The sequence below is a fragment of the Pseudomonas sp. R28(2017) genome, from assembly GCF_002112505.1.
In the GTDB taxonomy this organism is placed as follows: Bacteria; Pseudomonadota; Gammaproteobacteria; order Pseudomonadales; family Pseudomonadaceae; genus Aquipseudomonas.
In genome coordinates this window covers 17,655-30,482 of sequence record NZ_NEHW01000007.1, presented here as the reverse complement: position 1 = coordinate 30,482, position 12,828 = coordinate 17,655, and the positions used below count along the sequence as shown (strand labels likewise).

Here is a 12,828-nt window from a genome sequence, read left to right as displayed (position 1 = left end):
ATGTGGTGGCCAGGCACGGTAATCGGACTGGGCGCAGGCTTTGCGGTCGCCAGTATCCCCGGTGCGTTGCTCGGTGCCTTGCTGGGCCAGGCGATGGACCGGCGCATCCGCTTGCGGGGTTGGGAAGACATGCGCGAGCGCCTGGGCGGTCGCCCGGCCTTGCAAGACGATGAGTTGCTGTTCGTGCTGCTCGGGCGCCTGGCCAAGAGCGATGGCCGTGTGGCCGAACAGCACATCCAGCAGGCACGCCAGGAAATGGTCCGGCTGGACATGGCCGAGGCCGCGCGCTTGCGGGCGATAGCCGCGTTCAACCGGGGCAAGGCAGGCAAAGACAGGCTGACTGGCCATCTGCGTCGCATCCGGCTGCAGCCGCATGCTGCCGAAGGCACCTTGCGTGCCTGCTGGCGCATGGCCTGGGCCGACGGCAAGGCCGGGCGGCACGAGCGTGAACTGCTGCTGGACTGGGGGCAGAAACTGGGCCTGAGCCGGCGTCAGGTGCAGGCGATGTCGCTGGAGTACGAGCCGCGCAAGGCGCCAGTGTCAGGTGGCGTGATGAACTATGCGGCAGCGCTGCGCTTGCTGGGCATCGAGGACGACAGCGAAGGTGACCAGGTCAAGCAGGCATACCGGCGCCTGGTCAGCAAGCATCATCCAGACAAGCTGGCGGGCAGCGGAGCAAGCGAAGCACAAGTGCGCGAAGCAACCGAGCGGACTCGCGAACTGCACCAGGCCTACGCCATCGTTCGCAAACGGCGTGGGTTCTAGAAGGGGGCGCCCGGCGCCCCTGGCATTGCGAACTACTGTTGCGGGCTCATCCAGCCCCGAACCCTACGGAACAGCTGCTCCTGCTCACCGGCCTTGTTGGCCGGCATGGCAATCAACGACAGCTGCTTGTACTGGCTGTCCTTCTGCCGCTTGCTGGCTTGCAAACGCTGCGCTGCGGCATTGCGGTCGCCGGTGCGGGTGGCGAAATAGAGGTCGGCCGTTGGCACCTTGAGGGTCGGCGTCAGGCTTTCCAGGTCATGCTCGACCCGGGCCGGCGTCTGTGCGGCAACCATCACCAGCTTCTGCACCTGCGGCGGTTGCTTTTCGCTCAGGTAGCGCGCGGCCCAATAGGCGCCGCTGCCGTGGCCGATCAGCACGATGCTGCGCGAGTTGTGTTGCTGAGCGTAGGCCACGGCGGCATCCAGGCGGGCGAAGATGCGTTCGGCGTCGGCCGCGTCGTTCTGCTCGCCGGCTTGCTCGGCATCGGTGCTTTCTGCGGTATCGGCGTCGGCGGCGGTGGCCTGGGCGACGTTGGCGTTGGCATCGGCGGGGGTGTCCTTGGCCGGTGCGCTTTCGCCCGCCTTCTTCTCAGGCTCTGCTGCCGGCTTGGCTTCGACCCGTGCCTGCGGGGCGTCGGCGAGCAGGTCGGGCAGGCTCACGCTCAGGCTGTGCCAGCCGACATCCGGGAACTTGCGCCGCAGCGGGCCGACCACGTTGGGCCAGTCGGCATTCTCGCCAGCGCCAGGGACGATGATCACCGCCCCTTGCGGATCACTGGCGTTGGCCGGCTTCCAAAGGGCCAGGAAGCTGTCGGCGCCAGCCTGCAGGGTCTGCTGTTCGGCCTTGGGGACCAGGCGCTCCAGGGCTTGTGCATCCTCCTGGCTGCGCTCCAGCAGGGGCGGGCGTGGCGCCGGGGCGGCGGGCGCCTCGGCGGCGGCCTCCGGTTTTGTGGCATCAGCGGCCAGGGCGCCGAGTGGTAGGAGCGAGGCCAGGCAGCACATTGCCAGCGTCGTGCGATAAAGTGTGGACATGAATCAACCCAAGGCCAGAATGATACCGGCAGCCTAATAGTATTTGCCCGCGACGGCCATGCTGCATGGCCGCCCTTGCCAAGACGAGCGTGTTAATGAAGCGATTGCGTCGCCTGTTGGTTATCGGCGGGTTGTGCCTGCCCTTGATCGCCTTGGCACGGCCGGACGTGCCGCCGACGGTGGCGCTGGAGCCTGCCCAGCAGCAATGGCTCGATAGCCATCGCAGCCTGCGTGTCGGCCTGGTGCTGCAGGCGCCCTACGCGCAGTTCGACCGCCGTCTGCAGCAGCTTTACGGCGCCAACGTCGAACTGGTGAACGGGCTGGGGCAGGCATTGGGCCTTGACCTGACCTGGCGCAATTTCGCTGACCAGGCCGCCCTTGAACATGCCCTGCAGGCGGGTGAGATCGATTTTGCCCCGGGTCTGACGCAAACGCCGGCCAGCCTGCGCCTGTGGCTGTTCAGCGACCCTTACATGCGGGTACCGCAGCTGGTGGTGGGGCCCCGCACCGGGGCGATGGCCGTGGAGCTGGAGAAGCTCGATGCCGAAACCCGTGTGGCGGTGCGCATGCCCAGTGTTCTGGCCGACTACCTGCGCGGCAATTACAGCGGCCTCAACCTGCAAGGCGTGCCCAGCGAGCGCGAGGCCTTGCAGCTGGTGGTCGGTGGCCAGGCCAGTTACGCCGTGCTCGATGAAGCACAGCTGAGCCGGCTGTCACGGGAGAGCGAGTTCGCCGAACTGGTGGTGGTGGGTGATATCGGCTTGCCGCAATTGCTGCGGGTGGGGTCGCGACGCGATTGGCCGGTGCTTGCCGATGTGCTCGAGCGCGGGCTGCAGGCCATGCCGGCCAAAGAGCTGGAGCAACTTCACCAGCGTTGGTTGCAGCCCAAATACCCACGCTTGAGCGAGTCGCCGGGCTTCTGGCAGAACCTGGCCTTGCTGTTCGGCCTGCTGCTGCTTTGCGCCCTGGCCACCTTGGTGTGGCAGCGTCGCCAGCAGCGCCAGCTGGAGCGCAGCCTGCTGGCCACGCGGGAAAGCCTGACCGAGCGGCAAGGGCGTGAGGAGGCCCTGCGCCTCAGCCAGTTCGCCATCGACCAGAGCACGGTGGGCATTCTCTGGGTCAACTGGGACAGCCATGTACGCTACGCCAACCATGCGGTAGAGGGCATGCTCGGCTATGCCGAGGCCGAGCTGCTGGAGCGCCCGCTGATCGATTTCGAGCCAAACCTGACCATGGACCGCTGGCTCGAACTGTGGAAGGGAGCCCGTGCCGGCGATGGCGGTGCCCGGCAGTTCGAAACCCAGTGTCGGCGCGCTGATGGCAGCTTGCTGCCGGTGGAGCTGTCGCTCAGCTTCCTGCGTTTTCGCGACGCCGAATACCTGGTGGTATACCTCGCCGATGTTACCGAGCGCCATCGCGCCCTGGCGGCATTGCGCGAAAGCGAGGCGCGGCTCAAGGGTATCGCTGGGAATGTGCCGGGCCTGGTATTTCGCCTCGAACCCGCGCCTGCCGAAGGTGAACCGGAGTTTCCTTACATCAGCGAGGGCAGCGAGGCCTTGGTCGGCTACACGCCCGCGCAGATCCAGCACCCGCTGATGGGGCTGCGCAATCTTGTTCACCCGGATGATCGGGCCGACTATCACCAGGTACAGGATCTGGCCATCGCCAGCGATCAGGACTGGTCGTGGCAAGGGCGTATCCTCACCCGCCAGGGCGAGCAACGCTGGGCCGACATCAAGGCCAGTGCCCGGCGCTTGTCCAATGGCCGGGTGGCCTGGGACGGTGTTGTCTGGGACATCACCCAGGGCAAGCGCGCCGAGCTGGCGCTGGCCCAGTCGCAGGAACAGCTGCGCGAGCTGTCGGCGCACCTGGAGAGCGTGCGCGAGGAAGAAAAGGCGCGCATCGCCCGCGAAGTGCACGATGAGCTGGGGCAGATGCTGACCGTGCTGAAGCTGGAAGTGTCGATGTGCGAGCTGGCCTTCGCCGAACTCGACCCCGGGCTGCACGAGCGCCTGGGTAGCATGAAGCGCCTGATCGCCCAGCTGTTCCAGCTGGTGCGCGATGTCGCCACGGCGCTGCGCCCGCCGATTCTCGACGCGGGCATCGCCTCGGCCATCGAATGGCAGGCGCGGCGTTTTGAAGCGCGTACGCAGATACCCTGCCTGGTACAGGTGCCGGATAATCTGCCAGCATTGAGCGATGCCAAGGCCACCGGTTTGTTCCGTATCCTGCAGGAGGCGCTAACCAACGTGATGCGCCATGCCCAGGCGCACAGTGTGGAGATCGAGCTGGTGCGTGAAGACGGGCAACTGCGCATGACCGTCAGCGACGACGGCACCGGGTTTTGCCGGGACCAGCCCAGGCCCACCTCGTTCGGCCTGGTCGGCGTGCGTGAGCGGGTGCTGATGCTTGGTGGCAGCATGGCGTTGGACAGCGAACCAGGCGAGGGCACCAGCCTGAGCGTGGCCATTCCCTTGGAGTAGGAGAGCGAGCGTGATTCGAGTGCTGGTGGCCGAAGACCACACCATTGTCCGTGAAGGCATCAAACAGTTGATCGGCCTGGCCAAGGACATGCAGGTGGCAGGGGAGGCCGCAAATGGCGAGCAGTTGCTCGAGACCTTGCGCCACACACCCTGTGAGGTGGTGTTGCTGGATATCTCCATGCCAGGGGTGAACGGCCTGGAGGCGATCCCGCGTATCCGTGCGCTGCACGATGCCCCGGCAATCCTGATGCTGTCGATGCATGATGAGGCGCAGATGGCTGCCCGCGCGCTGAAGGCCGGCGCTGCCGGTTATGCGACCAAGGACAGCGACCCGGCCCTGCTGCTGACAGCCATTCGCCGGGTGGCGAGTGGCGGCCGTTACATCGACCCGGCGCTGGCTGACCGCATGGTCTTCGAGGTGGGCCTGACCGAAACCCGGCCGCTGCACACGCTGCTCTCCGAGCGCGAATTTTCGGTGTTCGAGCGCCTGGCCCAGGGTGCCAACGTCAACGACATCGCCCAGCAGCTGGCGCTGTCGAGCAAGACCATCAGCACCCACAAGGCCAGGCTCATGCAGAAGCTCAAGGTCAATTCGCTGGCCGAGCTGGTGAAGTACGCCATGGAGCACAAACTGATCTGAGTGTTCTGATTGCGACAGCTGACCTATCCGGCGCGGTGGCTAACCCTGGGGGAGCAACTGTCTTGCTCAATGTCTAGAATCTGGCGCTCAGATCCCTGTGGGAGCGGGCTTGCCCGCGAACACGGGCGAAGCCCGTGCCATTCACCACGGTGTCGGCTTCGCGGGCAAGCCCGCTCCCACAGGGAATTGTCTCTGTGCTGAAAGCGCCGTTCTTGTAGGGCAATCCCTACAGCAAATCTTCCAGCCGGATGATGGCATTCTCTCAGTACCGCCGATTTTCGGGCGCTTGCGGCTCTTCTACTCTTTTGCCTACGCAGTCATTCCAACAAGAAGGTGCAGGCATGAGCGAGGCGAATTCGAACGCTGCCACCGGCGAGACGCTGGTCAGCTTCCGTGGTGTGCAGAAGAGCTACGACGGCGAATCGCTGATCGTCAAAAACCTCAACCTGGACATTCGCAAGGGTGAGTTCCTCACCCTGCTCGGCCCTTCCGGCTCGGGCAAGACCACCAGCCTGATGATGCTGGCCGGCTTCGAAACCCCCACTGCCGGTGAAATCCAGCTCGCCGGGCGCTCGATCAACAACGTGCCGCCGCATAAGCGCGACATCGGCATGGTGTTCCAGAACTACGCACTGTTCCCGCACATGACCGTGGCCGAGAACCTGGCGTTCCCGCTGACGGTGCGCGGCCTGAGCAAGACCGACATCAGCGAGCGGGTCAAGCGTGTGCTGAACATGGTCCAGCTCGACGCCTTCGCCAAGCGCTACCCCGGGCAGCTTTCCGGTGGCCAGCAGCAGCGCGTGGCGCTGGCCCGGGCGCTGGTGTTCGAACCTCAGCTGGTGCTGATGGACGAACCGCTGGGCGCCCTCGACAAGCAGCTGCGTGAACACATGCAGATGGAGATCAAGCACATTCACCAGCGTCTGGGCGTGACCGTGGTCTACGTGACCCACGACCAGGGCGAGGCGCTGACCATGTCCGACCGCGTGGCGGTGTTCCACCAGGGCGAGATCCAGCAGATCGCCGACCCGCGCACCCTCTATGAAGAACCCTGCAACACCTTCGTCGCCAACTTCATCGGCGAGAACAACCGCATCAACGGCACCCTGCTCGCCAGCGATGGCAAGCGTTGCCAGGTGCAGCTGGCCCGCGGCGAGCGGGTCGAGGCGCTGGCAGTGAACGTCGGCCAGGCCGGCGAGCCGGTGACCCTGTCGGTACGCCCCGAGCGCGTACGCCTCAACGGCCACAGCGAAAGCTGCGTCAACCGCTTTTCCGGCCGTGTGGCCGAGTTCATCTACCTGGGCGACCACGTACGGGTGCGCCTGGAAGTCTGCGGCAAGGCCGACTTCTTCGTGAAGCAGCCGATCGCCGAGCTCGACCCGGCGCTGGCCGTGGGCGATGTGGTACCGCTGGGCTGGGAGGTGGAGCACGCCCGCGCGCTCGATCCGATTGCCGAAGCCCACTGATGGATTGCTTCACCAACCCTGTACTGTGGAGAGAATAATAATGCGCAAGCAGTTGAAACTGACCGCCCTGGCCCTCGGCCTGTGCGCCGCCGGCCAGAGCATGGCGGCGGACCTGACCGTGGTCTCCTTCGGCGGTGCCAACAAGGCGGCCCAGGTCAAGGCGTTCTACGAGCCATGGGAGAAGGCCGGCAAGGGCAAGATCGTCGCGGGCGAGTACAACGGTGAAATGGCCAAGGTCAAAGCCATGGTCGACACCAACAGCGTGTCGTGGAACCTGGTGGAGGTGGAGTCGCCAGAGCTGGCCCGTGGTTGCGACGAGGGCATGTTCGAAGAACTCGACCCGGCACTGTTCGGCAACGAGTCCGATTACGTGAAGGGCGCCATTCAGCCGTGCGGCGTGGGCTTCTTCGTCTGGTCGACGGTGCTGGCCTACAACGCCGACAAGCTCAAGAGCGCGCCCACCAGCTGGGCCGACTTCTGGGACACCAAGAAATTCCCGGGCAAGCGTGGCCTGCGCAAGGGCGCCAAGTACACCCTCGAGTTCGCCCTGATGGCCGACGGCGTGGCGCCGAAGGACGTGTATCAGGTGCTGGGCACCAAGGAAGGCGTGGATCGCGCGTTCAAGAAGCTCGACGAGCTCAAGCCGAGCATCCAGTGGTGGGAAGCGGGCGCCCAGCCGCCGCAGTACCTGGCCTCGGGTGACGTGGTCATGAGCTCGGCCTACAACGGCCGCATCGCCGCCGTGCAGAAAGAGAGCAACCTCAAGGTGGTGTGGAACGGCGGCATCTACGACTTCGACGCCTGGGCGATCCCGAAAGGCGCCAAGGATGTGGAAGAGGCGAAGAAGTTCATCGCCTACACCGTGCAGCCGGAGCAGCAGAAGACCTACTCCGAGAACATCGCCTACGGGCCGGCCAACTCCAAGGCCGTACCGCTGCTGGCCGATGCGGTGAAGAAAGACATGCCGACCACGCCTGAGAACATTGCCAACCAGGTGCAGATCGATGTGGCCTTCTGGGCCGACAACAGCGAGCAGCTGGAGCAACGCTTCAACGCCTGGGCGGCGAAGAAGTAAGAAACCGGGAAGCGGGGCCGCAGTGCGGCCCCATTTTCAGCCTGTATCGCGGAGTTCGCCATGGCCATTGCAGTGCCCCTCAACGAAGGCGCAGGTCCAAGTCTCAAGCAGCGCCTCAAGCATGCCGAGCGGGTCAACCGCTGGAAGGCGCAGGCGTTGATCGCGCCGCTGGCGCTGTTTCTCCTGCTGGTGTTCCTGGTGCCGATCGCGGCGTTGTTGTACAAGAGCGTCGGCAACCCGGAAGTGGTTGGCGGCCTGCCGCGCACGGTTGAAATGATCAGCCAGTGGGATGGCAAGAGCCTGCCCGGTGAAGACGTCTACAAGGCGCTGAGCCAGGACCTGGCCGAGTCGCGCAAGAACCAGACCCTGGGCGATCTCTCCAAACGCCTGAACATGGAGCTGGCCGGCTACCGCAGCCTGTTGGCCAAGACTGCACGGGCGCTGCCATTCAAGGCCGAGCCTGCTTCCTATAAAGATGCCTTGCAGGCGCTCGACGAGCGTTGGGGCGACCCAGCCTACTGGCAGGCGATCCGCCGCAATACCAGTTCGGTCACCTCGTTCTACCTGCTGGCTTCGCTCGACCACCGCATCGATGACCTCGGCGAGCTGGCCAAGGCCACCCCCGACCAGGCCATCTACCTGGATATCTTTGCCCGCACCCTGTGGATGGGTGTGGTGATCACCGCCATCTGCCTGGTGCTGGCCTATCCGCTGGCCTACCTGCTGGCCAACCTGCCGACCCGGCAGAGCAACTTGCTGATGATCCTGGTGCTGCTGCCGTTCTGGACCTCGATCCTGGTGCGGGTGGCCGCATGGATCGTGCTGCTGCAGTCCGGCGGCCTGATCAACAGCGCGCTGATGGCAATGGGCATCATCGACCAGCCGCTGGAGCTGGTGTTCAACCGCACCGGCGTGTACATCTCGATGGTGCACATCCTGCTGCCGTTCATGATCCTGCCGCTGTACAGCGTGATGAAAGGCATTTCGCCGAGCTACATGCGTGCGGCGATTTCGCTGGGCTGCCACCCGTTCGCCAGCTTCTGGCGGGTGTATTTCCCACAGACCTACGCCGGCGTGGGTGCCGGTTGCCTGCTGGTGTTCATCCTGGCCATCGGCTACTACATCACCCCGGCGCTGCTCGGCAGCCCGAACGACCAGATGGTCAGCTACTTCGTCGCCTTCTACACCAACACCAGCATCAACTGGGGCATGGCCACCGCCCTGGGCGGGCTGCTGTTGCTGGCGACCGTGTTGCTGTACCTGATCTATAGCTGGCTGGTCGGCGCCAGCCGCCTGCGCCTGAGCTGAGGAGCCTTGAGATGCTGAGCCCCTACATGTCGCCCGTCGAACGGGTGTGGTTCTACACCCTGCGCACCCTTTGCGGCCTGATCCTGCTGTTCCTGGTGCTGCCGGTGCTGGTGATCGTGCCCCTGTCGTTCAACAGTGGCAGCTTCCTGGTGTACCCGCTGCAGGGATTCTCGCTGCAGTGGTACCACGACTTCTTCGCCTCGGCCGAGTGGATGCGAGCATTGAAGAACAGCATCATCGTCGCGCCGGCAGCCACTGTGTTGGCGATGGTCTTTGGCACCTTGGCCTCGATTGGCCTGACCCGTGGCGATTTCCCCGGCAAGTCGCTGGTGATGGCGCTGGTGATTTCGCCGATGGTGGTACCCGTGGTGATCATCGGCGTGGCCAGCTACCTGTTCTTTGCCCCCCTGGGCATGGGCAACAGCTTCATCTCGCTGATCCTGGTGCATGCGGTGCTGGGTGTGCCGTTCGTCATCATCACAGTGTCGGCGACCTTGCAGGGCTTCAACTACAACCTGGTGCGTGCGGCAGCCAGCCTGGGCGCCTCGCCGTTGCTGACCTTCCGTCGGGTGACCTTGCCGCTGATCGCCCCCGGGGTGATCTCGGGGGCACTGTTTGCCTTTGCCACGTCGTTCGATGAAGTGGTGGTGACGCTGTTCCTCGCCGGGCCGGAGCAGGCGACCCTGCCGCGGCAGATGTTCAGTGGCATTCGCGAGAACCTCAGCCCGACCATCGCGGCGGCGGCGACCCTGCTGATCGTCTTCTCGGTGGTGCTGTTGCTGACCCTGGAGTGGTTGCGTGGGCGTAGCGAGAAGCTCAGGACGCAACAACCCGCCTGATGATGGGTTGCCTGTTCCGGCCCCTTCGCGGCTAAAGCCGCTCCCACAGTGATTGCGCAGGTCGTCAGATGTGCACAGAACCTGTGGGAGCGGCTTTAGCCGCGAAGAGGCCGGAACAGGTTAAAACGGTTACAATGCGCGCCACCGTGATTCTGCCAACAGGTGCGCCATGCAGCCCTACGCTATTGCCCCCTCCATTCTCTCTGCCGATTTCGCCCGTCTGGGCGAGGACGTCGACAAGGTGCTGGCCGCGGGTGCCGACATCGTCCACTTCGATGTCATGGACAACCACTACGTACCCAACCTGACCATCGGCCCGATGGTCTGCACCGCGCTGCGCAAGTACGGTGTGACCGCGCCGATCGACGTGCACCTGATGGTCAGCCCGGTCGACCGCATCATCGGCGACTTCATCGACGCCGGCGCCACCTACATCACCTTCCACCCGGAAGCCTCGCAGCACATCGACCGTTCGCTGCAGTTGATCAAGGACGGCGGTTGCAAGGCCGGCCTGGTGTTCAACCCGGCCACCAGCCTTGATGCACTGAAGTACGTGATGGACAAAGTCGACATGGTCCTGCTGATGAGCGTCAACCCAGGCTTCGGCGGCCAGAAGTTCATCCCCGGCACCCTCGACAAGCTGCGCGAAGCCCGTGCGCTGATCGACGCCAGCGGCCGTGACATCCGCCTGGAGATCGACGGTGGCGTCAACGTCAACAACATCCGCGAGATCGCTGCCGCTGGCGCCGACACCTTCGTGGCCGGCTCGGCGATCTTCAACGCCCCGGACTACCAGGAAGTCATCGCCAAGATGCGCGCCGAACTGGCCCAGGCCCGCCCATGAGTGGCTTCGAGCAGCTGTTCCCGGGGACGCTGCCCAGGTTGGTGATGTTCGATCTGGACGGCACCCTGATCGACTCGGTCCCTGACCTGGCTGCTGCCGTCGACCGCATGCTGCTCGAACTGGGGTGCCCGCCTGCGGGCCTTGAGGCGGTGCGCCAATGGGTTGGCAACGGCGCCCAGGTGCTGGTGCGCCGCGCGCTGGCTGGCGGCATCGAGCATGATGCCGTGGATGACGCGCTGGCCGAGAAAGGCCTGGCGCTGTTCATGGACGCCTATGCCGAGAGCCACGAGCTCACCGTGGTCTACCCTGGTGTGAAGGACACCCTGCGCTGGCTGCAGAAGCAGGGGGTGGAAATGGCGCTGATCACCAACAAGCCGGAGCGTTTCGTCGCGCCGTTGCTGGACCAGATGAAGATCGGCCGCTATTTCCGCTGGATCATCGGCGGCGATACCTTGCCGCAGAAAAAGCCCGACCCGGCGGCGCTGCTGTTCGTCATGCAGATGGCCGGTGTCAGCCCGCAGCAGTCGCTGTTCGTCGGCGATTCGCGCAGCGATGTGCTGGCGGCCAAGGCGGCCGGGGTGCAATGTGTGGGCCTGACCTACGGCTACAACCATGGCCGGCCGATCACCGAAGAATCCCCCAGCCTGGTGGTCGACGACCTGCGCGCACTGCTGCCCGGTTGCGCAGACCCGGCCACTGGGATAACGTTGGCGGACCTTCAAGCCTCCCAAGACAGAGAGTCCACCGTGGCGGTCACTGGCAAATTCTGGATGAAAGTCATCAAGGCCCTGGCCCGTTGGCGCTGGCGCGCCTGACTCCTGCCCGCCGGCGCCTGCCGGCCCGTCCGCTTGCCCGACCCTATTGCTGCTTGCCACGAGGCTACCCATGACCCGCGAAGAATTCCTGCGCCTGGCCGCTACCGGCTATAACCGCATCCCTTTGGCCTGTGAAACCCTGGCCGACTTCGACACGCCGCTGTCGATCTACCTGAAACTGGCTGACCAGGCCAACTCCTACCTGCTCGAATCGGTGCAGGGCGGCGAGAAGTGGGGCCGTTACTCGATGATCGGCCTGCCGTCGCGCACCGTGATGCGTGTGCATGGCTACCACGTGAGCATCCTGCAGGATGGCGTGGAAGTGGAAAGCCACGACGTCGAGGACCCGCTGGCCTTCGTCGAAAGCTTCAAGGACCGTTACAAGGTCGCCGACATCCCTGGCCTGCCGCGTTTCAACGGTGGCCTGGTCGGCTACTTCGGCTACGACTGCGTGCGCTACGTGGAGAAGCGCCTGGGGGCGAGCCCGAACCCGGACCCGCTGGGCGTGCCGGATATCCTGCTGATGGTCTCCGACGCGGTGGTGGTGTTCGACAACCTGGCGGGCAAGATGCACGCCATCGTGCTGGTCGACCCGGCGCAAGAGCAGGCCTTCGAGCAAGGGCAGGCGCGCCTGCAAGGCCTGCTGGAGAAACTGCGCCAGCCCATCACCCCGCGCCGTGGTCTGGACCTGAGCGGGCCGATGGCGGCCGAGCCGGAATTCCGCTCCAGCTACACCCGTGACGATTACGAGAACGCGGTGGGCCGTATCAAGGAATACATCCTCGCCGGCGACTGCATGCAGGTTGTGCCGTCCCAGCGCATGTCGATCGACTTCAAGGCCGCGCCGATCGACCTGTACCGTGCGCTGCGCTGCTTCAACCCGACGCCGTACATGTATTTCTTCAACTTCGGCGACTTCCATGTGGTCGGCAGTTCGCCGGAAGTGCTGGTGCGGGTGGAAGACAACCTGGTCACCGTACGGCCGATTGCCGGTACCCGCCCACGTGGGGCTACCGAGGAAGCCGACCGGGCGCTGGAAGACGACCTGCTGTCGGACGAAAAAGAGATCGCCGAGCACCTGATGCTGATCGACCTGGGCCGCAACGACGTGGGCCGGGTGTCGTCGACCGGCAGTGTGCGCCTGACTGAGAAGATGGTGATCGAGCGTTACTCGAACGTGATGCATATCGTGTCCAACGTGACCGGGCAGCTGCGCGAAGGCCTGACGGCGATGGATGCGCTGCGGGCGATCCTGCCGGCGGGCACCTTGTCGGGCGCGCCGAAGATCCGCGCGATGGAGATCATCGACGAGCTGGAGCCGGTCAAGCGTGGCGTCTACGGTGGTGCGGTCGGCTACTTTGCCTGGAACGGCAACATGGATACCGCGATTGCCATCCGTACTGCGGTGATCAAGGACGGCGAACTGCATGTGCAGGCCGGTGGCGGTATTGTCGCCGACTCGGTGCCAGCGCTGGAGTGGGAAGAGACCATCAACAAGCGCCGGGCGATGTTCCGTGCCGTGGCCTTGGCCGAACAGACCACCGTCAAGTAAACCGATTGGG

The 12,828-nt window shown here is 64.8% G+C and carries 11 protein-coding genes; 10 read left to right on the top strand and 1 reads right to left on the bottom strand.

Going from position 1 to position 12,828, the window contains the following annotated elements:
• Nucleotides 1–765: a TerB family tellurite resistance protein gene (locus CAF78_RS13775; protein ID WP_085676226.1), complete on the top strand. Its 765-nt coding sequence runs from the start codon at nucleotides 1–3 to the stop codon at nucleotides 763–765.
• Nucleotides 766–797: 32 nt separating this feature from the next.
• On the opposite strand, the gene CAF78_RS13770 is transcribed toward CAF78_RS13775, so the two are convergent.
• The gene (locus CAF78_RS13770) at nucleotides 798–1,796 is read right to left on the bottom strand and encodes an alpha/beta hydrolase family protein (protein ID WP_085676225.1); all 999 of its coding nucleotides are present in this window, start codon (nucleotides 1,794–1,796) and stop codon (nucleotides 798–800) included.
• 95 nt (nucleotides 1,797–1,891) lie between these two features.
• Here CAF78_RS13770 and CAF78_RS13765 point away from each other — a divergent pair, with 95 nt between their 5' ends.
• From CAF78_RS13765 to trpE, 9 genes are all read left to right on the top strand, one after another.
• Complete coding sequence (locus tag CAF78_RS13765; protein WP_085676224.1) at nucleotides 1,892–4,279, top strand: PAS domain S-box protein; 2,388 nt, start codon at nucleotides 1,892–1,894, stop codon at nucleotides 4,277–4,279.
• A 10-nt stretch (nucleotides 4,280–4,289) separates the two neighbouring features.
• A complete protein-coding gene (locus tag CAF78_RS13760) occupies nucleotides 4,290–4,919 on the top strand; it encodes a response regulator transcription factor (RefSeq protein ID WP_085676223.1) in 630 nt (209 codons plus the stop codon).
• 341 nt (nucleotides 4,920–5,260) lie between these two features.
• Nucleotides 5,261–6,385 carry an ABC transporter ATP-binding protein gene (locus tag CAF78_RS13755; RefSeq protein WP_085676222.1) on the top strand — a complete coding sequence of 375 codons (1,125 nt, stop codon included), beginning with the start codon at nucleotides 5,261–5,263 and terminating at the stop codon, nucleotides 6,383–6,385.
• A gap of 40 nt (nucleotides 6,386–6,425) precedes the next feature.
• Entirely contained in the window at nucleotides 6,426–7,460 is a 1,035-nt protein-coding gene (locus CAF78_RS13750; RefSeq protein WP_085676221.1) for an ABC transporter substrate-binding protein, read from the top strand.
• A gap of 60 nt (nucleotides 7,461–7,520) precedes the next feature.
• Nucleotides 7,521–8,768: an ABC transporter permease gene (locus tag CAF78_RS13745; RefSeq protein WP_085676220.1), complete on the top strand. Its 1,248-nt coding sequence runs from the start codon at nucleotides 7,521–7,523 to the stop codon at nucleotides 8,766–8,768.
• Between the two features lie 11 nt (nucleotides 8,769–8,779).
• On the top strand, nucleotides 8,780–9,607 hold the full coding sequence (locus CAF78_RS13740; RefSeq protein ID WP_085676219.1) for an ABC transporter permease: 828 nt from the start codon (nucleotides 8,780–8,782) through the stop codon (nucleotides 9,605–9,607).
• A gap of 169 nt (nucleotides 9,608–9,776) precedes the next feature.
• Nucleotides 9,777–10,451 (top strand): ribulose-phosphate 3-epimerase, encoded by a 675-nt coding sequence (gene rpe, locus CAF78_RS13735; protein ID WP_085676218.1) that lies wholly within the window; start codon nucleotides 9,777–9,779, stop codon nucleotides 10,449–10,451.
• Nucleotides 10,448–11,266, top strand: a complete 819-nt coding sequence (locus CAF78_RS13730) for a phosphoglycolate phosphatase (protein WP_085676217.1) — start codon at nucleotides 10,448–10,450, stop codon at nucleotides 11,264–11,266. Before rpe ends, CAF78_RS13730 begins: the two co-directional genes overlap by 4 nt.
• 70 nt (nucleotides 11,267–11,336) lie before the next feature.
• Nucleotides 11,337–12,818 (top strand): anthranilate synthase component I, encoded by a 1,482-nt coding sequence (gene trpE / locus CAF78_RS13725; RefSeq protein WP_085676216.1) that lies wholly within the window; start codon nucleotides 11,337–11,339, stop codon nucleotides 12,816–12,818.
• Nucleotides 12,819–12,828 lie beyond the last annotated feature (10 nt).